The following is a 21,808-nucleotide window of genomic DNA, read 5'->3' as shown; positions in this document are numbered from 1 at the left end:
CGGGACGGGCCCGTTCACGGAGACTTGCCCCCAACAGCCCCCGGAATGGGTCAAGCTGGCCGTACCGACAGACCGACGGACCACCGCCGTCCCACCCGCCCGGGCGGCCTCCGGCAGAGGGGGAGACATCACATGCTTGGCTACGACCTGCTGGTCGTGGGCTCGGCCAACGCCGATCTCGTGATCGGAGTCGACCGGCGCCCGGGGGCGGGGGAGACGGTGCTCGGCTCCGACCTGGCCGTCCACCCCGGCGGCAAGGGCGCCAACCAGGCCGTCGCCGCGGCGCGCCTCGGAGCGCGCACCGCCCTGCTGGCCCGGGTCGGCGGCGACGCCTACGGGCGGCTGCTGCTCGACGCGCAGCGCGCGGCGGGGGTCGACACGGTGGGCGTGCTCGTCGGCGAGGAGCCGACGGGGGTCGCGGTCATCACGGTGGACGCGGCGGGTGACAACAGCATCGTCGTCTCCCCCGGCGCCAACGCCCGGCTGGAGCCCGGGGACATCCGCGCCGCCGGCAGTCTGCTGGCCTCCGCCCGGGTCGTCTCGGCGCAACTGGAGATCCCGATGGCGGCGGTGGCGGAGGCCGTGCGGTCGCGCGCGCCCGGCGCCCGGCTGGTGCTCAACGCGTCGCCTCCCGCGCAGCTGCCGCCGCAGGTCCTCGCGGCCTGCGACCCGCTCGTCGTCAATGAGCACGAGGCGCTGGCCCTGCTCGCCGGCCATCCGGCCGCCGAGGCGGACGAGCCGGCCGCCTGGGCCTCCGCGCTGCTCTCCCGCGGCCCGCGTTCGGTGGTGATCACCCTGGGCGCGGCCGGCGCGCTGGCCGCCGACCGGAACGGCGTGGTGACGGTGCCCGCGCCGCGGGTGGCGGTGGTGGACACGACGGGGGCGGGCGACGCCTTCACGGGCGCCCTGGCCTGGCGGCTCAGCGCGGGCGACGGCCTGGAGACGGCCGTGCGGTACGCGGTGCGGGTCGGCTCGGCCGCCTGCGCCCGCGCCGGGGCGCAGAGCTCCTTCCCCCGGGCCGGGGACCCGGCCGTACTGCCCGATGTCCTGCCTCCGGGGGAGAGCTGACGGTCCGGAGAGGTCCGGCACGCGCCCGCCGGACCCGAACGGACCCGAACGGATCCGGACGCGGGGGCGGGCGCGGGGCGGGCGCCGGAAACGCCGGTGAACGGTATCGAGGGTGCCCGGTCGCCAGACCGGGCACCCTCGGGGGCCCCCCCGGCGGGGCCCCCGGGGGGGGGGGGCGGGGGGGGGGGCGGGGGGGGGGGGGGCGGGGGGGGGGGGGGGGGGGGGGGGGGGGGGGGGGGGGGGGGGGGGGGGGGGGGGGGGGGGGGGGGGGGGGCCCCGCCCCGGCGGGGCCGGGTGGGGGGGGGCCGCCCCCCCCCCCCCCCCCCCCCCACCCTCGGGTCCCCCCACGACGGTCCCCCCTGAGAATCCCCCCAGATTTCCCCCCGGGAAGCCCGACGCCCAGTACGACAGCCGAGGCCCGGAAAGGGTTGCACGGCTACTCATAAGTATTCTTCTTTTCTTTCCCGGCACCGCTCGCATCCGCCGTGAGCTGCCCATATGCCCTTCCCGAACCCCGGACGTACCGTTGGGGACATGATGTTTCTCCGGAAGATCACCGATCCCCTGGCCCGGGCCGTCTCCAAGAAGACCGGCATTCCCCTCTCCAAGGTCAACCGCGCGATCAATACCGGGCTGCCCATCGCGGCCGCCGCCCTCGCCAAGCGGCGGGGCAAGCGGCACTGAGAACCGCCGGACAACCCTCAGCACCACCGCCTCGCGGTACGGGCCTCCACGGCGGGAGCGGGAGGCGCCGACGGGGCGGGAGGCGGAGCGGCCGCCCGGACGGACACCGGCCCGGGTGCGCCCGTCAGTTCGAGCAGCGCCCAGACGCATTTGCCGACGCCCTCGCGGTGCCGGACCCCCCAGTCGCGGGCCAGCGCCGCCACCAGGGCCAGTCCCCGGCCGCCCTCCGCCTCGGTCCCGGCCTGCGCGGGCACGGGCAGCCGGTCGCTCGCGTCCGAGACCTCCAGCCGCAGCAGACGCCCGGTCAGCGTGAAGCGTGCCTCGATCTCCCGCCCGTGCGGAACCCGCGCGTGGCGCACGGCGTTGGTCATGAGTTCGGAGATCAGCAGTTCCGCGCTGTCCGCCGTGTCCCCTTCCACACCCCAGGCCGACAGGTGGGTCCGCAGGACCGCGCGGGCGCGTCCCACGCTGCGGGGGTGGCGCGGGAAGCGGGTCTCTACGCCGCCGGTCCGGTCGCTTGTCTCCGTCATGAAGGTGGCACCTTTCCGAACACCGTCGCTCTGTGCGATCGGTCCGCTACCTGCTGTACCCATCGGAAGCCCGGAAGATCCCTCCGGCCGGCGGTGGTGCCGCACGCGCGGGTTGACGGCCCGTCACCCGCGACCGGCCCGCCGCGCGGCACCGTCCCCGTACGGTGCGGTGCCCCCGCCGCTACGCGACCAGCCGGCGGTAGCGTTCCGTGGTCTCCGCCAGCACCTCCGCGCCGTCGCGCGCCCACAGCGCCGGGTTGAAGATCTCCACCTCCACCGGCCCGGTGTAGCCCGCCGCGTCCACCCGTTCGCGGAACCCGCGCAGATCGACGCAGCCGTCGCCGAGCTGGCCCCGGCCCAGCAGTACGCCCTCGGGCAGCGGGGTGATCCAGTCGGCGAGCTGGAAGGCGGCGATGCGGCCCGACGCGCCCGCTCGCTCGATCAGTTGGGGCACGGTGTCGTCCCACCACAGGTGGTAGGTGTCCACCACCACGCCCATCCGGTCGGCGGGGAAGCGCTCGGCCAGGTCGAGCGCCTGGGCGAGGGTGGAGACCACGCACCGGTCCGAGGCGAACATGGGGTGCAGGGGTTCGATGGCCGGCCGCACCCCGCGTTCGGCCGCGTAGGGCACCAGTTCGGCCAGCGCGTCGGCGATCCGTTCCCGTGCCGCGCACAGGTCGCGGCTCCCTTCCGGCAGCCCGCCGCACACCAGCACGAGGGTGCCGGCGCCCAGGGCGGCGGCCTCGTCCACGGCGGCGCGGTTGTCGGCGAGCGCGGCGGCCCGGTCCGCCGGGTCGGTGGCGGTGAGGAAACCGCCCCGGCAGAGGCTGCTGACCGTCAGTCCGGTCTCGCGCATCAGCCGTGCCGCGCGCTCCACTCCGTACGCCTGCACCGGCGCGCGCCACAGTCCCACGCGCCGTACGCCTGCCGAGGCGCACCCCTCGGCCAGGTCGGGGAGCGACCACTGGCGGATGGTCTCCTGGTTGAGGCTGAACCGTTCGAGGCCGTTCACCGGGCGGCTCCGTGGAGGGCGAGGAGGGTGCGCATCCGGTGCTCGGCCAGCTCCGGGTCCGGGAACAGGCCGAGGCCGTCGGCCAGTTCGTAGGCCCGGGCCAGGTGGGGCAGCGAGCGCGCCGACTGGAGGCCGCCGACCATCGTGAAGTGGTCCTGGTGGCCCGCGAGCCAGGCCAGCAGGACCACGCCGGTCTTGTAGTAGCGGGTCGGGGCGGCGAAGAGGTGCCGGGAGAGGGGGACGGTCGGGTCGAGCAGGGCGTGGAAGCCGGCGGTGTCACCGGCGTCCAGGGCGCGCACCGCCTCGGCGGCGAGCGGGCCGATCGGGTCGAAGACGCCCAGCAGCGCGTGGCTGAAGCCGTGTTGGTCGCCCGCGATGAGTCCGGGGTAGTGGAAGTCGTCGCCGGTGTAGCAGCGGACGCCCTCCGGCAGCCGCCGGCGCAGGGCGGTCTCGCGTCCGGCGTCGAGCAGGGACACCTTCACCCCGTCCACCTTGCCCGGGTGGGCCCCGATCACGTCGAGGAAGGTGTCCGTGGCGGCGTCCAGGTCCGCGCTGCCCCAGTAGCCCTCCAGCGCCGGGTCGAACATGGGGCCGAGCCAGTGCAGGATCACCGGCTCCCGCGCCTGCCGCAGCAGATGCCCGTAGAGCTCCAGGTAGTCCTCGGGGCCGCGCGCGGCGGCGGCCAGGGCGCGGGAGGCCATCAGGACGGCCCGCGCGCCCGACTCCTCGACCAGCGCGAGCTGTTCCTCGTACGCGGCCCGGACGGCGGACGGGCCGGCGTCCGGGCCGGTGAGCTGGTCGGTGCCCGCACCGCAGACGATCCGGCCCCCCGCGGCACGCGCCTCGGCGGCGGAGCGGCGGATCAGCTCGGCGGCGCGCGGCCAGTCCAGGCCCATGCCGCGCTGCGCGGTGTCCATGGCCTCGGCGACCCCGAGGCCGTGCGACCAGAGGTGGTGCCGGAAGGCCAGGGTGGCCTCCCAGTCGACGGCGGCCGGGCCGTCCGGGGCGGTGTCCGCGAAGGGGTCGGCGACGACATGGGCGGCGGCGTAGACGGTACGGGAACGCGGCGCGTCCGACCGGCGCCCCGCGCCCCGCGCGCGCACGGCCGGCGCGGGCTCGCGGCGCGGCTCGTACGCCCGGAACGCGCCCCCGGCGGCGGGCAGACGGAGGCTCACAGCGACAGCTCCGGCACGTCGAGGCGGCGGCCCTCGGCGGCCGACCGCAGGCCGAGTTCGGCGAGCTGCACACCGCGGGCCCCGGCGAGGAGGTCCCAGCTCCAGGGCTCGTCCAGCACCACATGGCGCAGGAACAGCTCCCACTGGGCCTTGAAGCCGTTGTCGAACTCCTCGTTGTCCGGCACCTCCTGCCACTGCTCGCGGAAGGACTCGGTCGCCGGCAGGTCCGGGTTCCACACGGGCTTCGGGGTGGCCGAGCGGTGCTGCGCGCGGCAGCCGCGCAGCCCGGCGACGGCCGAGCCCTCCGTGCCGTCGACCTGGAACTCGACCAGCTCGTCGCGGTGGACGCGCACCGCCCAGGAGGAGTTGATCTGGGCGACGGCACCGCCGTCGAGGCGGAAGATGCCGTAGGCGGCGTCGTCGGCCGTGGCCTCGTACGGCTTGCCGCGCTCGTCCCAGCGGCGCGGGACGTGCGTGGCCACCTCGGCCTGCACGCTCCGCACGGGGCCGAACAGCTCGTGCAGCACGTACTCCCAGTGCGGGAACATGTCCATGACGATTCCGCCGCCGTCCTGCGCGCGGTAGTTCCAGGAGGGGCGCTGCGCGGGCTGCCAGTCGCCCTCGAACACCCAGTAGCCGAACTCGCCGCGGACGGACAGGATCTCGCCGAAGAAGCCGCCGTCGACGAGCCGCTTCAGCTTGCGCAGACCCGGGAGGAAGATCTTGTCCTGGACGACGCCGTGCTTGACCCCGGCGTCCCGGGCCAGCCGCGCCAGCTCCAGGGCCCCGCTGAGATCCCCGGCGGCCGGCTTCTCGCAGTAGACGTGCTTGCCGGCGGCGATCGCCTTCCGCACGGCCGCCTCGCGGGCCGAGGTGAGCTGGGCGTCGAAGTAGACGTCGGTGGCCGGGTCGGCGAGGACGCCGTCGAGGTCGGTGGTCCAGTGCTCCAGGCCGTGCCGCTCGGCGATGGCCCGCAGGGCGTGCTCGCGGCGGCCGACGAGCACGGGCTCCGGCCAGATGACCGTCCCGTCGTCCAGTTCCAGGCCACCCTGCTCGCGGAGGGCGAGCACCGAACGCAGGAGGTGCTGCCGGTAGCCCATCCGGCCGGTCACCCCGTTCATGGCGATGCGTACCGTCGTGCGTGTCACTCGACCGTCCCCTCTCCCACCCCTGCACCACCGCCCCGCGCGGCCCGTCCCCGTGCGGCACCAGTGGGCGCGGTCCGGCAGCAAGCGCTTTCTACGCATGACGCTAACCGGCCCGCGCGGTCCCCACAAGTCGGCCGACGGAGCGCACGGCCTCAACCGGACGCCCGTTCGCACCGGCGGGCCTCCCCGGCGGCGCCCGAACGGCCCGCCGGCGGTCACCAGTCCAGCGACGCCAGACGCCCCTCGATGCGGTCCCGGTCCCACGCCCCGTCGGCGATCAGCAGCCGGTAGCGGTAGCCGAAGCTCTCGCCCGGCTCCAGCGTGAACTCCTCGAAGAACGCCCAGGAGAAGGCGATGCTGGGGGCCGGCTCGGAGCGGACGAACCAGTGCGACGCGTGGATCGCGCGGTCGTTCTCGGGCGCGTGTGCGAAGACGACCGTGCTCCGCGCGTCGACGGCGTCGTGCTCCCCGGTGAAGGCCAGCCAGGGCGCGCGGGTGCCCATCATGTCGGCGGCCCCGGCCTCCCCCGGGCCGCCGCGCCCGCCGGGGCCGAGCACGTCACCGCCGGTGAGGTCGCGCGGGCCGCGCCAGTGCAGGCCGGTGTAGCCGGCCATCTCGCGGCCGGCCGTGGTCGGGGAGCCGAACTCCAGCGGCTCCGCACGGATGTTGGTGAGCCGGGTCGACCAGTCCAGGGCCCAGCAGCCCGCCTGAGGGTCGGCGGAGTGCGCCGAGACGGTCCGCGCCTCCCGCACCCACTCCTCTCCCCCGTGCGCGACCCAGGTCAGCCGCTCGGTGAAGGACGTCCGGCCGCCGTCGGCCCCGACCCGGTCGAACCCGTCGTGCCGCATGGAGCCGACCCGTTCGGGGACGCGCTGGTACCCCCGGCCGTGGATGTAGGAGTTGCCGCCCCAGAAGTTCTGGTGGGAGAGGTGGCTGGCCGTCAGCTGGAGGCCCTTGTGCCAGCGGTGGTCGTTGGGGCGGTAGCCGGTGACGGTGTGCCCGGCCAGGGTGCGCAGCGGGTGGGCGTACGGCTTGCGCGACTCGTAGGGCTCCGGGTCGGGGCGGTAGACATAGGCCATCAGTTCGACGTCACCGCAGGCGACGGAGATCCGGTCGCCGTGGACATGGGTGACGGTGAGAGGCGCGCTCATCGTTCTCCGGGGAGGTGATGCCCGGGGGCGGCGGGCAGGACGGGGACGGCAAGGGGGGAAGACAGCGCGGAAAGCGCTTTCCCCGGACCCTAGGCAGAGCGCGCGGGCCCGGACAAGACCCGGCCCGCAATCGACCGGCCCGGTGCTCAGCGCCCCGCGGGGGTGAGAGCATGCCCCCGGGGGACCGCAGGTGGTCCCGGGCACCGTCCGGCGGCGACACGGAGGAACAGATGGCAGTGACTCTGGCGGATGTGGCGGCGCACGCCAAGGTCTCCTCGGCCACGGTCTCCAGAGTGCTCAGCGGCAACTATCCGGTCTCCGAGGCCACCCGGGCGCGGGTGCTGCGGGCGGTGAACGAGCTGGACTACGTGGTGAACGGGCCGGCCAGCGCCCTGGCCGCGGCCACCTCCGACCTGGTCGGCATTCTCGTCAACGACATCGCCGACCCGTTCTTCGGGATCATCGCGGGGGCCGTGCAGTCGGAGATCGCCGGCCTCCCCGGAGGGGGCGGGAAGCTCGCCGTGGTCTGCAACACCGGCGGCTCCCCGGAGCGGGAACTCACCTACCTCACGCTGCTCCAGCGCCAGCGGGCCGCCGCCGTGGTCGTCACCGGGGGCGCCGCCGAGGGCGCCGGTCACGCGGCCGCCGTGGCGGCCAAGCTCGGCCGGCTGACGGCCGCGGGCACCCGCGTCGTCCTCTGCGGACGGCCGCCGCTGCCGCACAGCGGGGACGGGGAACCCGCCGTCACCACCCTGGCCTTCGACAACCGGGGCGGCGCCCAGCGGCTGACCGAACACCTGCTCGCCCTGGGCCACCGCCGCATCGGCTACGTCACCGGGCCGCCGGACCGGACCACCACCCGGCACCGGCTGGAGGGCCACCGCGCGGCCCTCGCCGCCGCCGGGCTCACCGAGGGCTCGGAGCGGCTGACCGTGCACGGCTCCTTCGACCGGGCCTCCGGCTACGACGCCACCCTCGAACTGCTGCGCAGGGAGCCCGGGCTGACGGCGGTGGTCGCCGCGAACGACACCATCGCCCTCGGCGCCTTCGCCGCCCTCCGCGACCGGGGGCTGCGCATCCCGGAGGACGTTTCCGTGGCCGGCTTCGACGATCTGCCCTTCAGCGCGGACGCCGTCCCCGCGCTGACGACGGTGCGGCTGCCGCTCCAGGACGCCGGGGCCCGCGCGGGGCGGCTGGCGATGGACCGGGAGACGGCACCGCCCGGCGGTGTGGCCACCATCCGGGCCGAGCTCATGGTCCGCGCCTCGACCGCCCCGCCGCGCTGACCGGGCGCCCGGTGGGGCGCGTGGGGCGCGTGGGGCGCGTGGGGCGCGCCTCTGGGGGCGTGCGCCCAGGGTGGCGTACCCGCCCGTCCGCGGCCGGCACGCACGCACCGCGTTCATCGCCCCGGCCACCGTCCGGAACCGCCGGCGGGGACCGCCGCGCCGGACCGGCGTGCGGACCTGCCCGGCATGTCCGCGCCGACCCCGGGCACTCGTCATATGTCCGCACGAACGCGGTACGGATGGCAGTACGGGTGGCAGTACGGACGCACACCGTGCGGTGCCCGCCCCGTCCCCGCCACCCTGCCGCCCCGCCCGACCGACACGCCCCAGGAGCCGCCGTGCAACTCGCCTTCTCGACCCTCGGTGTCCCCGGGATGGAGATCTCCGAGGTGGCGCGGCTCGCCGCGGACAACGGCTTCCACGGCGTGGAACTCCGCGTCCACCCGGACGAGCCCGTGCACCCCGGGGTGGGCGCCGAGGTCCGCAAGGAGACCGTGCGCCGCTTCCAGGACGCCGGGGTGCGGATCCTGAGCGCCGCCGGCTACACCCGTGTCGCGGCACCCGGCGACGACGAGACCGTCGTCGACGAACTGCACGGGCTGCTCGCCCTCGCCCACGACCTGGGTGCCCCGTACGTACGGGTGTTCCCCGGCGGGGTGGACCAGCCGACCGAACAGGAGGCCGACGCGGCCGCCGCCCGCCGTCTGGGCGCCGCCGCCCCGCGCGCCGCCGACCTGGGCGTCGCCCTCCTCCTGGAGACCCACGACTCGCACCGCCGCGGCGCCGACACGGCGCGCGTGCTCGGCCTGGTCGGACACGCGTCCGTCGGCGCGATCTGGGACGTGATGCACCCCTGGCTGGCCGGTGAGGACCCGGAGACCACCTACGCCGTGCTCGCCCCGCACCTCGGATACGTCCAGGTCAAGGACATCGCGTCGGTGGAGGACACCAACCCGCTGCCGCTCGGCGCGGGCGCGCTGCCCCTCGCCGAGTGCGTGGACCTGCTCACCCGGCAGGACGCGACGGAGACCCGCCCGGACGCGGGCGCGGGCTGGCTGTGCTGGGAGTACGAGAAGCGCTGGTACCCGCGGTCTCCGGAGCTGCCGGGGCTGCTGGCACCGGCGCGCGATCATCTGCTGGGGCTGCTGACCCAGTCCGCCTGAGGAACCCGCCGCTCCGGCCGGCCGGGCGCCGCCCACCCGGTTTCCGCCCGCCCCGGCGCCGGCCACCCACGCCAGGCCACCGATACCGCTGCCGCTACCGCTACCGCTCGGGAACGCCGGCACACGCGAGGACGGGCCGCCTGACGGCACGTACCGCGACGGTCGCCCCGCCGACCGCCCCGCGGGCCGCCCCGCGACCCGTACGGGTCCACGGCCCGCACGGGCCATTGACTGGCGGAAACTTTCCGGATATCCGTTGACGGCTGGAAGTTTCCTTCATCCGCCGGACCGTCAGACCACCGGACTGCCGGACCGTCAGACCGCCGCACCGCCGGACGTCCGCGTCCCCGCCCGCCATCCCGCTCCGGACACCGGCCCCACGCCGCCCCGCCCTCCGGTCCGGCCCTCCCCCGCCCGGGCCCCCACGCCGGCCGTCCGCGGGCGCACCATCGGCCGCGGGCCGTTCCGGCGCCCGCCACCTCCGTACGGAAGGAGCGCACCGTGCACCGTTCCCCGTCCCGCCGCACCCTGCTCACCGCCACCGCCGCAGCGGCGGCGCTCGCCGCCACCGGCGCCGGCGAGGTCTTCGCCGCCGGGCCGGCCCACCCGCCGGGCCACTCCCCCGGTCACCACCCGGTCGACCGGAAGAGACTCCGCCGGCTCATCTCCGGGATGAGCCTGCGCGAGAAGGTCGGCCAGTTGTTCGTCATGCGGGTGTACGGGCACTCCGCGACCGACCCGGACCCCGCCGACGCCGCCGCCAACCGCAAGGAGATCGGGGTCTCCACCGCGGCCGAACTGATCTCCGAGTACCACGTCGGCGGCATCATCTACTTCGCCTGGGCGCACAACGTCCGCGACCCGCACCAGATCGCCGATCTCTCCAACGGCATCCAGCGCGCGGGCCTCGCCCAGCCCACGCCCGTCCCGCTGCTCGTCTCCACCGACCAGGAGCACGGTCTCGTGGCCCGCGTGGGCGCGCCCGCGACCCTGCTGCCCGGCGCGATGGCGCTCGGCGCGGACGGTTCGCGGGAGGACGCCCGGAAGGCCGCGTTCCTCTCCGGTTCCGAACTGGCGGCCATGGGCATCCGGCAGGACTACGCGCCGGTCGCCGACGTCAACGTGAACCCGGCCAACCCCGTCATCGGCGTCCGGTCCTTCGGCGCCGACCCGCAGTCCGTCGCCCGGCTGGTGGCCGCCCAGGTGAGGGGCTATCAGAGCGCCCGCGTCGCGGCCACCGCCAAGCACTTCCCGGGCCACGGAGACACCCAGACGGACAGTCACACCGGCCTCCCCGTCATCACCCACAGCGAGGAGGAGTGGCAGCGGCTCGACGCGCCGCCGTTCCGCGCCGCCATCGCCGCCGGCGTCGACTCGATCATGACGGCCCATCTGGTCGTCCCCGCCCTCGACCCGGCGGAGGACCCGGCGACCCTCTCCCGGCCGATCCTCACCGGCATCCTGCGGGAACGCCTCGGCTACGACGGCGTCGTGGTGACCGACGCCCTCGACATGGCGGGCGTCCGGCAGAAGTACGGCGACGACCGGGTGCCCGTGCTCGCCCTCAAGGCCGGCGTCGACCAGCTCCTCAACCCGCCGGACTTCCGGCTCGCCTACAACGCCGTGCTGGCGGCCGTGGAGAGCGGCGAGATCAGCGAGGAGCGCATCGACGTCTCACTGCTGCGCATCCTGGAGCTCAAGCAGCGCCGGGGCCTCTTCGACGAGCCGTACGTGACGCACGCGGGCGTCGACCGCACTGTCGGCGTCCCGCCCCATCTGCGGGCGGCCCAGCGGATCGCCGACCGCACCACGACCCTCCTCCTCAACCGGCGGACCGGCGGCCGCCGCCGTACGCTCCCCCTCGACCACCGCGGGCGGAGCGACCTGCTGGTGGTGGGCGCCGACCCGGCCGCCCCCTCCGCCACCGGCGGCCCGCCCACCGCCGTCCTCGCCCGGACCCTCACCGAGCTGGGCTTCACCGCCACCGCGCTGTCCACCGGCATCACCCCGACCCGCGAGCTGATCGACCGGGCCGTGACCGCGGCGACCGGCCGGGACGCGGTGGTGGTGGCCACCTACAACGTGAGCGCCACGTCCCCGCAGCGCACCCTGGTCTCCGAACTCGTCGCGACCGGCGTGCCCGTCGTCCATCTGGCGATCCGCAACCCGTACGACATCGCCCGGCTCGACGGGGTGGCGGCCTCGCTGGCGAGCTACTCCTGGACGGACGGGGAGATGCGCGCCGCCGCCCGGGTGATCGCGGGCCGGGCCGGCCCCACCGGACGACTGCCCGTCCCGGTCCCCGACGCGGACGACCCGGCGCAGGTGCTGTACCCGATCGGCCACGGCCTGTCGTACTGATCCCTACGACGTCCGGGGCGCATCCCCGGACGGTACGCCGCAAAAGCCCCGCCGCCGCCGGGCGTGCGTCCGCCCCCGCGGGCCGCGCCCGGCGGACGGGGGATGATGAGCCCATGCGCGCACGACGACAGAGCGGGAGACCGGCGACGGCACGGGCCGCGCGAGGGGCGCGACCTGCCGCGCTGAGCGCCCTGCTCGCCCTTCCGCTCATCCTGACCGCCGCCTGCGGGCAGTCCGGCCCGTCCGGCACCGGCCGCACCGCCGGCCCCGAGGACCAGGCCGCCGCGAGCCCGTCCGCGCCGAATGTGGTCTTCCTGGCCGAGGACGAGTGCAGCACCCGCGGCCGCAGTTCCTTCGACGAGGTGCCGTGCACCGACGGGCGGGCCGTGGCCAGGGTGCTGCTCCGCTTCCACGGCGGCACCGAGGACGGCCCCGTCTGCCCGGCCCGCACGGACTTCCTGCTGCACATCACCGAGCGCCCGGACGGCGTCGGCGGCACCGGCTCCACGGCGCGGCGCGGCTACGCCTGCATGCGCAACCTGAAGCCGCCGCACCCGGGCGACCCGGGCGGCGGTGGCGGCCCGCGCACGATCGCCGGCGACTGCGTCCGGCTGACGCGGGAGAACGAGGTCCGGGAGACCGGCTGCGCCCCGTCCGCCGAGCCGGCGCCGGAGTTCAAGGTGACCAAGGCGGTCGCCAAGCGCTCGGACTGCCCCGCGTCGACGGACCTCTACGTCCGGCTGGGCGGCGACAAACCGACCGGCTGCGCCCGCCGCCTCTGAGGCCCGGGTGGGTGCCCGGGTGCCCGGGCCGGGCGGGCGCCCCGCCGTGCGACGGCGCCCGCCCTCCGACCGCTGTGTGCCGTACCGTTCCGCGCCCTCCGCCCGCCGCGCCTACGGGCGCAGGGCGTTCCGCGGCTCGACGGGCTTCCGGTCGAGCTTCGCGTCCCGCTCGGCCAGGGGTTCGGCCTTCGAGGCGTCGCGGCGGACGGCGGCGGGGGCCACCCCCGCCCATTCCAGGACCTCCGCGGTGGCCTTGTCCCGCTCCGCCTCCGTCAGCCCGGCGATGTTCGCCCCGTGGTTGGCGCCGGGCGCGGTGAAGACGTACGCGTCGCGCGAGCCCCTGCCGGGGCGGAACCGCTCCGCGCCCCACGGGTCGTTCTCGCCGTAGACGAAGAGCATCCGCTCGCCGCGGTGGCGCACCCAGCGGTCGATGTCGTCCATCACCCGGCCGCGCCAGCGCATCGGGATGTCGCGGGGGACGTAGCTGCGCGGCTGGTAGATGCCCGGGTGGCGGAGCAGGCCGTCGAGGTGCGGGGTGCGGAAGGAGGGCCAGCCCAGCTCGGTCCCGGCCTGGTAGAAGTACGGCGCGTACCCGCCGAGGACCTGGTCGGTGTAGAAGGAGAAGCCGGAGACCTCGTCGACGAACGCGTAGAGGGTGTCGGTGGAGGCCGTGGGCCCGGGCACCTCGTCGCAGTCGGCCTCCGACTGGTACTGCCAGAAGGCCCACACCAGGTCGAGGACGACGTTCTCGTACGCCTTGTCGGCGCTGCCCACGGTGGTGAAGGTGGCCCCGTTCTCCCGGGCCCAGGTCTCGTAGCGGGCGACGATCTCGTCGCGGCGGACGAGGGCCTCGCGCTGGACGGCGTTGAGCGCGGCCCGGCACTCCGGTGTGGAGACCTGTTCGAAGAACCGGTCGTAGGCGGAGTCCTCGCGGTTGCGGACGTCGTTGGGCGCGACGTAGGCGATGGTGCCGTCCATGTCGCCCGGGTGGAAGCGGCGGTAGTAGGTGGCGGTCATGCCGCCCTTGCTGCCGCCGGTGGAGAGCCAGTTGGCGCGGTAGATCCGCTTGAGGGCCCGGAAGAGGCGGTGCTGGTCGTCGGCGCCCTGCCGGATGTCCAGCCTGGTCCAGTCGGCCGGGTCGGGCCGGGAGGGCGTGAAGTAGCGGTACTCCAGGGAGACCTGGTTGCCGTCCACGATCCGGGTGGGCTCGCTGCGGCCGGGCCGGGTGGAGACGTGGTAGCCGGAGGTGTGGAAGACCACCGGCCGGTCGGTGGCCTTGTGCAGCAGGGTGAGCCGCTGCCGGAAGGTGCCGAGGTACGGGCGGCGGTGGTCGACCGGCTGGGTGTACTGCAGGACGAAGAACCGGTAGCCGTCGACCGGCTGCTCCTCGACCAGGCTCATGCCCGGGATCGCGAGGATCCGGTCCTTGATGTCGGTGCTGCCGGTGCCCTCACTGCTGTCGGTGCTCTCCCTGCCGCCGGCACCGCCGGATCCGCTCCCGGGGCCCGCGGTGCTCGTGGTGCCCGTGCCGGTGGGCTCCGCGGCCGTGTTCGCGGCGGCCGGCGCCGTTCCGGCGCTCAGGGTGCCCAAGAACACCGCCAGCGCCGGCAGCCACGTCAACGCCTTGCGCATCCGCCCTCCCTGGGTTCGCGTGAATCTGCGAACCTAGCCGGGAGGCTGCCCGTCCGCCAGACCGCCCTGCGCGGGACTGCCCGAACGGGCATACGGACCGGGGCGAACGGCGGCACCCCGGCCCGGAACGGCGGTGTCAGCGGCAGCGCCACCGGCACCGCCACCGGCACCCGTCAGGTGGCGTTCTCCGTGGCCTCGGCCTCCCGCTGGATCGCCTGCAGCACGCTCCCCGGGTTGCCGCCCCGCTCCACCGTGCCGCCGATCTGCTCGCGCAGCGTGCGGACCATGGGAGCCCAGGACACCTTGTCGACCGGGTAGAGCTGGGCGGTGCGCAGCTGGTCCAGGAACTCCCAGACGTTCTTGTGCGACTCGTCGGCCCGCATCGCGTCGAAGGCGGAGTTGGTCACCGGCAGCAGATCGTACTGCTCGGCGAACTTGAGGACGTTCTTCTTGTCGTAGACGAAGTTGAGGAAGGCGCTGATCTGCTTGCGGTTCCCGTTCTCCTTGAACGCCGTCATCCAGTCGGCGACGCCGGTGGTGGCCGTGGACTGCTTCTCCCGGCCGGGCAGCGGTGCCATGCCGAAGTCGATGCCGCCCTCCTGGGCGCGCTGCATGAGGGTGGGGTGGCCGTTGAGCATGGCCACCTCGCCGCGGACGAAGGCGTCGTAGGCGTCCTGGCGGTCGGTCTTCCCCGGGGAGGCGTTGGTGAGCCCCTTGGCGACCATCTCGTCGCGCAGCCATTCGAAGGCCCGGATGTTCTCGGGGGCGTCGAAGGTGTAGCTGCCGATGTTGTCGGTGTAGCCGCCACCGGCGCTCAGCATCCAGTTGAGGGCCTCGGCCTGCGCCTCCTCCGGGCCCAGCGGAAGCCCGTACGGGGTCTGGACACCGGACTGCTTGAGCGCGACCGCATCGGCCCGGAGCTCGTCCCACGTCTTCGGCGGGCTGTCGATGCCCGCCTGCTTCAGCAGCTTCTTGTTGTAGAAGAACACCCGGGTGCTGGCGGTGAAGGGCAGGCCGTACTGCTTGCGGTTGGCGGTGCCCGCTTCGGAGACGGCCCGGATGAAGTCGGCCTGGGCCGGGATGGAGAGGAGCTCGTCGGCGCTGTAGAGCTTGTCCTTGGCCGCGTAGTCGGCGTAGGTGGCGATCTGGGCCATGTCCGGCGCCTTGCCGGCCTTCACGAGATCGGCGACCTTGCGGTCGACCTCTCCGCGGGGATAGACGTCGACATCGACCGCTATGTCCGGATGTTCGAACTGGAACTCGCCGATCAGCTGGTCCCAGTATCTCTTGGAACTGGTGCCGGATCTGTCGCCGTATTCGGTCACGATCAGCTTGAGCTGGACGTCACCGCCTTCCGCGGTGGCACTCTCGCCGCACGCCGAGAGGGTCAGGACCAGACCGGCCGAGAGACCCGCCGCTATCGGACCGAAGAAACGCCGCTGCACTGCACTACCGCCTTTTGCTCACGATGCGAACCCGCCGCACCGATCAAAACCGGACACGGCGCGACTTATGAGTCTCCATCGCGGAGCATCCCGGGTCTACGCCACGGTGCGTATCGCTTCGGTATCGAACAGGAACCGCGAAGTGTCACACCCCGGCGGTTTCCGGTTCTCCGGCGAAGGTGCGCCACAGCCGCGCGTAGTGACCGTCCGCGGCGAGCAGCTCGGCGTGGGTGCCGTCCTCGACGACCCGGCCGTCGTCCATGACGACGACCCGGTCGGCGCGGGCGGCCGTGGTCAGCCGGTGGGCGACGACCAGGGTGGTGCGCCGGCCCGCCAGCCGGTCCGTGGCCTGGTTGACGAGGGATTCCGTCGCCAGGTCGAGCGCGGCCGTCGCCTCGTCGAGCAGCAGGATGTCCGGGTCGACGAGCTCGGCGCGGGCCAGTGCGATCAACTGCCGCTGCCCGGCGGAGAGATTGCGGCCCCGCTCGGAGACCTCGTGCAGATAGCCGCCACTGAGCGAGGCGACCATCTCGTGGGCCCCGACGGCCCGCGCCGCGGCCTCCACTTCGGCGTCGGTGGCGTCCGGGCGCCCGTAGGCGATGGCGTCCCGCACGGTGCCGGGGAAGAGGTAGGACTCCTGCGGCACGACACCCAGCCGGTGACGATATCCGGCCAGATCCAGCTCCCGCAGATCGGTGCCGTCGACGAGCACGGCGCCTTCGGTCGGGTCGTAGAAGCGGGCGACGAGCTTGACGAGGGTGGACTTGCCCGCGCCGGTCTCGCCGACGAACGCGACCGTCTGCCCGGCCGGGATCCGCAGGTCCACCCCGGACAGCGCCTCCTCCGGCGCGCCGTCCCCCTCGGCCGGCCGGTAGCGGAACCGGACGCCGTCGAAGGCGATCTCGCCGCGCAGTTCCCGCACCTCGCGCGGGTGTTCGGCGATCGCCGTGGTGGTCGGCTCGCGCAGCAGTTCCTGGATGCGGCGGAGCGACACCGTCGCCTGCTGGTAGCCGTCGAACACCTGGGAGAGCTGCTGCACCGGCGCGAAGAACAGGTCGATGTAGAGCAGATAGGCGACGAGCGCCCCGGCCGTGAGGGTGCCCTCGGAGACCCGGCCCGCGCCGACGATCAGCACGGCCGCCGCGGCGGCCGACGCGAGAAGCTGCACGAACGGGAAGTAGACGGAGATCAGCCACTGTCCGCGCACCCGCGCCCGCCGGTAGCCGTCGCTGCGCCCGGTGAAGCGGGTGATGCCGTCCCGCTCGCGGCGGAACGCCTGGACGATACGGAGCCCGGCGACGCTCTCCTGGAGGTCGCCGTTGACGACACTGACCCGCTCGCGCGCCAGTTCGTACGCCTTGACGCTCTGGCGCCGGAAGAAGAAGGTGCCCGCGATCAGGACCGGCAGGGTGCTGAAGACCACGAGTGCCAGTTCGACGTCGATGACGACCAGGACGACCAGGATGCCGGAGAAGGTGAGCAGCGAGACCAGCGCGGTGACGAGCCCGGTCTGCAGGAACGTCGAGAGCGCGTCCACGTCCGTGGTCATCCGCGTCATGATCCGGCCGGTCAGCTCGCGCTCGTAGTAGTCGAGCCCGAGCCGCTGGAGCTGCGCGAAGATCTTCACGCGCAGGCTGTAGAGGACGCGTTCGCCGGTGCGGCCGGTCATCCGGGTCTCGCCGATCTGCGCGGCCCACTGGGCGAGCACCACCACCAGCGCCAGCCCGGAGGCCGCCCACACCGCACCGAGCGCCAGTTGCTGCACGCCCTCGTCGATGCCGTGCCGGATGAGGACGGGGAGCAGCAGCCCGGCTCCCGCGTCGACGGCCACCAGCAGGATGGCCAGCAGCAGGGGCCGGCCGAAGCCGCGCAGCAACCGCCGCAGCCCGTAGTCCTGTTCGGGCCGGACGGCGTGCTCCTCGTCGATGCCGGGCACGTCGGTGGCGGGCGGCAGCGCGGCCACCTTGGCCAGCAGGTCCGGGGTGGCGGGCATCCCGGCCAGCGCGCCGGCGATGCCGGGACCGGCCGCCGCGCCGGCCGCGGCCGGGCCGGCGGAAGAGGCGGACGAGGCCGCCGCGGAGCCCGTCGCGCCCTGCTGCTCCTCGGCCCGGCGCCACAGTTCGGGGGTGACGCGCTCGGCGACCCGGCGGCGGGAGCTGACGGGCTCGGCCCCCATCTCGGCCTCGGCGTCGAGTTCCGCCTCGAAGTCCTCGAAGGAGGAGTCACCGTCCGGCTGCCCGGTGTCCCGCCGCCCGTGTCCCGGCCGCCGGCCCCCGTCCCGCTCCCGGGTCCGTTCGCGCTCCGCCTCGCGCTCCCGCTCCGCGAGCCGGGCCACGGGGTCGCGTTCGACGCCGCCCAGCTCGTCCGGGTCGGTCAGCAGGCGGCGGTAGAGCGCGGAGCGCCGCTCCAGCTCCTCGTGGGTGCCGACGTCCGACAGCCGGCCGCGGTCGAGGACGGCGATGCGGTCGGCGAGGGCGAGGGTGGAGCGCCGGTGGGCGATCAGCAGGGTCGTCCGGCCGGCCATCACCCCGCGCAGCGCCTCGTGGATCTCGTGCTCCACACGGGCGTCGACGGCGGAGGTGGCGTCGTCGAGGAGGAGCAGCCGGGGGTCGGTGAGGATGGCGCGGGCCAGGGCGATGCGCTGGCGCTGGCCGCCGGAGAGGGTGAGGCCCTGCTCGCCGACCGCGGTGTCGTAACCGTCGGGCAGTTGTTCGATGAACCCCGCGGCCTGGGCGGCGCGGGCGGCGGCCCGTATCTCCGCGTCGGTGGCGCCGGGCCGGCCGTAGGCGATGTTGGCGCGGACGGTGTCGGAGAAGAGGAAGCTGTCCTCCGGTACGAGGCCGATGGCGGCCCGCAGGGACTCGAACGTCAGCTCGCGGACATCGTGGCCGCCGACGCGGACGGCGCCCCGGGACACGTCGTAGAAGCGGGGCAGCAGCAGGGAGACGGTGGACTTGCCGCTGCCGGAGGCGCCGACGAGGGCGACGGTCTCGCCCTGCGCGAGGGAGAGCGAGAAGTCCTTCAGAACCGGGCGCTCGGGGTCGTAGCCGAAGGTCACCGCGTCGAACTCGACGGTCGCCGGGGCGTCGGCGGGCAGCTCCCGCGCGTCCGGGCGTTCGCCGATGGCCGGCTCGGTGTCGATCAGCTCCATCACCCGCTCCACGCCGGCGCGGGCCTGCTGGCCGACGGTCAGCACCATGGTCAGCATCCGGACCGGCCCGACCAGCTGGGCGAGGTAGGTGGAGAAGGCCACGAAGGTGCCGAGGGTGATCTGCCCGCGGGTCGCCATCCAGCCGCCGAGCGCGAGCATCGCGACCTGGGCGAGGGACGGCACGGCCTGCAGGGCGGGGGTGTAGCGGGAGTTGAGGCGGACGGTGCGCATCCGTCCGGCGAACAGCTTCCGGCTCACCTCGCGCAGCTTCCCGGTCTCCTGCTCCTCCTGGCCGAAGCCCTTGACGACGCGGACGCCGGTGACGGCGCCGTCCACGATCCCGGCGACGGCCGCCGCCTGCCCCTGGGCGTACCAGGTGGCGGGGAAGAGCCGTTTGCGGCTGCGGTCGGCCAGGAACCAGAGCGCGGGCGCCATGGCGAGGGCGACCAGGGTGAGCAGCGGCGACAGCCAGAGCATCACGCCGAGCGAGAGGACGAACAGCAGGACGTTGCCGATCATCATCGGCAGCATGAACAGCAGGCCCTGGATCAGCTGGAGGTCGCTGGTGGCGCGGCCGACCACCTGGCCGGTGGAGAGTTCGCCCTGCCGCCGCCCGTCGAGCCGGACGAGGGAGCGGTACATGTCGGTCCGCAGGTCGTGCTGGACGTCGAGGGCGAGCCGTCCGCCGTAGTAGCGGCGGACGTAGGTGAAGGCGTAGACGGCGAGGGCGGCGCCGATCAGGGCCGCGGCCCAGGGGGCCATGGGGCGGCTGTGCTCGACCACCACGTCGTCGATGATCAGTTTGGTGACGAGCGGCACCAGCGCCATCACGGCCATGCCGCCGAGGGAGGAGCCGAGGGCGAGGAGCACGTTCCGCCGGTAGCGCCAGGCGTAGCCGGTCAGCCGCCGGGCCCAGCCCTGCTGCCGCCGCTCCTCCTCCCGGGCGTCCGGCTTCCCGGACCGGCCGCCGGCTCCTTCGCCGCCGGGGCCGCCGGGGCCACCGGGGCCGCCTTCGCCGCCGGAGCCGCCCGAGTCCCCGGAGTTCCCCGGGGAGCCGGGTTCTCCCGGGCCGCCCGGCTCCCCGGCCGTCCCGCGCCCGCCGTCCCTGGTCCCCGCCTCCGGTCCCGTCCCGCGCCGGTCAGCCGCCTCCGTCGCCGTGCCGCCCACCGATGACCTCCGTCGTCCCCGCTCGTGCGGTGCCGTGGCCATCCCACAGCACCACGATCGAGAACACCTCGGGCGGCCGTTTTTGTTTCGCTCGCGCGTACCCACTTTGGCCGGGGATCCGGCCGGTCGCAGGTCCTGGGCCTCCGGGCGGAGCACTCCTCCGCCGCCGGTCACCCCACCCGGTGCCCGGCCCGGCCCGTCGCCGGCGGATTCGGGCAACGGGATCCAGTTGACGCCGTCAACCCAACCCGGTACTTTCAGATGACAACGTCAACCGAAAGAGGCGCGCGATGACTGCCGACAAACTGGCCGTGGTGACAGGGGCTTCCACCGGCATCGGCCGGGCGACCGCGGAGGAACTGGCGCGGCGCGGATTCCATGTCCTGGCCGGCGTCCGCCGGCAGGAGGACGCCGACCGGGCGGCCGGGCCGGGCGTGGAGCCGGTGATCGTGGACATCACCGAGGAGGAGCAGGTGGCGGCGCTGGCCGGCCGTGTCGCCCGCGACCCGCACGGACGCCCTCTCGGCGTCCTCGTCAACAACGCGGGCGTGGCCCTCAACGCTCCGGCCGAGACCATCCCCCTCGCCGAGTGGCGCCGGCACTTCGACGTCAACCTGTTCGGCCATGTCGCGGTGACGCGTGCCCTGCTGCCCGCTCTCGTCGCCGCCGGGGACGCCCGGCTGATCAACGTCTCCTCGATCGGCGGGCGCGTCGCCTTCCCCACCTACGGCGCCTACGCGGCGGCCAAGTTCGGGCTGGAGGGCTACAGCGACGCCCTGCGCCGCGAAGTGGCCCGCTGCGGCGTCAAGGTCGTCCTCGTCGAACCGGGCACGGTCGCGACGCCGATCTGGGGCAAGGGCATCGCGACCATGGAGGCCATCGCCGCCGACATGACGGCCGACCAGCACGCGCGGTACGACGACCTGGTCGCCGCCCTCCGGAAGCAGTCGGAACAGCAGGCCGGGCAGGGCGTCCGGCCCCACCGGGCGGCACGGGTCATCGTCGCAGCCGCGACCGCCCGCAGGCCCCGCACGCGCTATCTCGTCGGCCGCGACGCGAAGCTGCTGGCGAGGCTGACCGGTCTGCTCAGCGACCGCATGGTGGACGGCCTCATCGCCAGGCAGCTGGGCCTCGCGGGCCCGGGCGCGCGGCCCGCGTAGCGCGCCCGGCGCCCCACGGTCCGCGGACCTCGGGCGGCCGCGTCGACGCTAGGATCACCGGCTATGGCCACCCGTGCGGAAACCGCCGCCGAAACCCGCCGCGCGCTGCTCGACGCGGCGGGCGCGCTGCTCGACAGCGGGGGTCCCGGCGCGGTGACGCTGCGGGAGGTCGGCGCCCGGGCCGGCGTCTCGCGGTCGGCCCCGTACCGCCATTTTCCCGACAAGGAACACCTGTTGATGCGGCTGGCGGAGGATGCCTGGCAGGAAGTCGGCGACACCCTGGAGAAACTGGCCGCGGACTCCGGCACCGGTACGCCGCCCGAGCAGTCCCTGCGCCGGGCTCTGCTCACCCTGATGGGTCTCGCCCGCTCGCGCCCGCATCTGTACCGCCTCATGTTCGCCACCCCGGTGGCCGATCCGACGGAGACGGTCCGGGCGGCGGAGCGCGCACAGGACCACTTCCTGACGGTCGTCTCCCGCGTCGTCGCGGACCCCGCCGGCGGCCGGCGGTACGGGGGGCTCCTGCTCGCCGCCGCCCACGGGCTCGGCGACCTGGACCTCAGCGGCCATTTCACCACCGGGAAATGGAACGCCGGCGCCGAGGAACTCATCGACATGCTGATCGGCCTGCTGCCCAGGACCCCGGCCCCCTGAACGCCGGCCGGGGCGGCCCGTGCCCGTGCTGCCCCCTGTGCGGGAGCGCGGTTCGCCGTCGGTGATGCCGAGCGCGTCCGTACCGTCCCGGAGCACCGGCCGGCGCTCGCCGCCGGAGGGGAAACGGCGCGGGCACCGGTGCCCCGGGGGCATGGGGCGTGCGCTCCCGTCAGGAGCTGCGGGAATGCCGGGATGGGCGCAGGGGTTCCCCTGGTCACAAGGGCGGTACCGCTGGTTCC

General features: G+C 74.6%; 16 protein-coding genes. 8 read left to right on the top strand and 8 right to left on the bottom strand.

The annotated features are described in order from the left end of the window. The first annotated feature begins 132 nt into the window (after positions 1–132). Together LIX60_RS21110 and LIX60_RS21105 are read left to right on the top strand one after the other, a co-directional pair. The gene (locus LIX60_RS21110; protein WP_227959885.1) at positions 133–1,068 is read left to right on the top strand and encodes a ribokinase; all 936 of its coding nucleotides are present in this window, start codon (positions 133–135) and stop codon (positions 1,066–1,068) included. A 534-nt stretch (positions 1,069–1,602) separates the two neighbouring features. Further along, positions 1,603–1,752, top strand: a complete 150-nt coding sequence (locus tag LIX60_RS21105; RefSeq protein WP_227959884.1) for a hypothetical protein — start codon at positions 1,603–1,605, stop codon at positions 1,750–1,752. 17 nt (positions 1,753–1,769) lie between these two features. Here LIX60_RS21105 and LIX60_RS21100 read toward each other — a convergent pair whose 3' ends face one another. From LIX60_RS21100 to LIX60_RS21080, 5 genes are all read right to left on the bottom strand, one after another. After that, positions 1,770–2,282, bottom strand: a complete 513-nt coding sequence (locus tag LIX60_RS21100; RefSeq protein WP_227959883.1) for an ATP-binding protein — start codon at positions 2,280–2,282, stop codon at positions 1,770–1,772. Positions 2,283–2,463: 181 nt separating this feature from the next. Then, positions 2,464–3,294, bottom strand: a complete 831-nt coding sequence (locus LIX60_RS21095) for a sugar phosphate isomerase/epimerase (RefSeq protein ID WP_227959882.1) — start codon at positions 3,292–3,294, stop codon at positions 2,464–2,466. Next, positions 3,291–4,469 (bottom strand): dihydrodipicolinate synthase family protein, encoded by a 1,179-nt coding sequence (locus LIX60_RS21090; RefSeq protein ID WP_227959881.1) that lies wholly within the window; start codon positions 4,467–4,469, stop codon positions 3,291–3,293. Before LIX60_RS21090 ends, LIX60_RS21095 begins: the two co-directional genes overlap by 4 nt. Then, complete coding sequence (locus tag LIX60_RS21085; protein WP_227959880.1) at positions 4,466–5,617, bottom strand: Gfo/Idh/MocA family protein; 1,152 nt, start codon at positions 5,615–5,617, stop codon at positions 4,466–4,468. The genes LIX60_RS21090 and LIX60_RS21085 overlap by 4 nt, the downstream gene beginning before the upstream one ends. 215 nt (positions 5,618–5,832) lie before the next feature. After that, positions 5,833–6,768 (bottom strand): PmoA family protein, encoded by a 936-nt coding sequence (locus LIX60_RS21080; RefSeq protein ID WP_227959879.1) that lies wholly within the window; start codon positions 6,766–6,768, stop codon positions 5,833–5,835. A 230-nt stretch (positions 6,769–6,998) separates the two neighbouring features. Here LIX60_RS21080 and LIX60_RS21075 point away from each other — a divergent pair, with 230 nt between their 5' ends. The 4 genes from LIX60_RS21075 to LIX60_RS21060 all read left to right on the top strand — a co-directional run bounded on the left by LIX60_RS21075 (position 6,999) and on the right by LIX60_RS21060 (position 12,360). Next, positions 6,999–8,054, top strand: coding sequence for a LacI family DNA-binding transcriptional regulator (locus LIX60_RS21075; protein ID WP_043467162.1), 1,056 nt, complete (start codon positions 6,999–7,001; stop codon positions 8,052–8,054). 338 nt (positions 8,055–8,392) lie between these two features. Continuing rightward, positions 8,393–9,217, top strand: coding sequence for a sugar phosphate isomerase/epimerase (locus LIX60_RS21070; RefSeq protein WP_227959878.1), 825 nt, complete (start codon positions 8,393–8,395; stop codon positions 9,215–9,217). A gap of 501 nt (positions 9,218–9,718) precedes the next feature. Continuing rightward, positions 9,719–11,578, top strand: coding sequence for a glycoside hydrolase family 3 protein (locus tag LIX60_RS21065; RefSeq protein WP_227959877.1), 1,860 nt, complete (start codon positions 9,719–9,721; stop codon positions 11,576–11,578). A 113-nt stretch (positions 11,579–11,691) separates the two neighbouring features. Further along, the gene (locus tag LIX60_RS21060; protein WP_227959876.1) at positions 11,692–12,360 is read left to right on the top strand and encodes a hypothetical protein; all 669 of its coding nucleotides are present in this window, start codon (positions 11,692–11,694) and stop codon (positions 12,358–12,360) included. A gap of 111 nt (positions 12,361–12,471) precedes the next feature. Here LIX60_RS21060 and LIX60_RS21055 read toward each other — a convergent pair whose 3' ends face one another. From LIX60_RS21055 to LIX60_RS21045, 3 genes are all read right to left on the bottom strand, one after another. Next, positions 12,472–13,992, bottom strand: a complete 1,521-nt coding sequence (locus LIX60_RS21055) for an aminopeptidase (protein ID WP_227959875.1) — start codon at positions 13,990–13,992, stop codon at positions 12,472–12,474. A 173-nt stretch (positions 13,993–14,165) separates the two neighbouring features. Next, entirely contained in the window at positions 14,166–15,437 is a 1,272-nt protein-coding gene (locus LIX60_RS21050; protein WP_227959874.1) for an extracellular solute-binding protein, read from the bottom strand. A 145-nt stretch (positions 15,438–15,582) separates the two neighbouring features. Next, positions 15,583–19,491 (bottom strand): ABC transporter ATP-binding protein, encoded by a 3,909-nt coding sequence (locus LIX60_RS21045; RefSeq protein ID WP_227962849.1) that lies wholly within the window; start codon positions 19,489–19,491, stop codon positions 15,583–15,585. A gap of 554 nt (positions 19,492–20,045) precedes the next feature. Here LIX60_RS21045 and LIX60_RS21040 point away from each other — a divergent pair. Together LIX60_RS21040 and LIX60_RS21035 are read left to right on the top strand one after the other, a co-directional pair. Further along, entirely contained in the window at positions 20,046–20,915 is an 870-nt protein-coding gene (locus LIX60_RS21040; RefSeq protein WP_227959873.1) for an SDR family oxidoreductase, read from the top strand. 63 nt (positions 20,916–20,978) lie between these two features. Next, complete coding sequence (locus LIX60_RS21035) at positions 20,979–21,569, top strand: TetR/AcrR family transcriptional regulator (RefSeq protein ID WP_227959872.1); 591 nt, start codon at positions 20,979–20,981, stop codon at positions 21,567–21,569. The last annotated feature ends 239 nt before the right edge of the window (positions 21,570–21,808 follow it).

Origin of the sequence: Streptomyces sp. S07_1.15 (assembly GCF_020739505.1) — a bacterium.
GTDB lineage: Bacteria > Actinomycetota > Actinomycetes > Streptomycetales > Streptomycetaceae > Streptomyces > Streptomyces xinghaiensis.
Note: the sequence above shows the minus strand (reverse complement) of the source record. Positions and strands in the feature narration are given on the sequence as shown.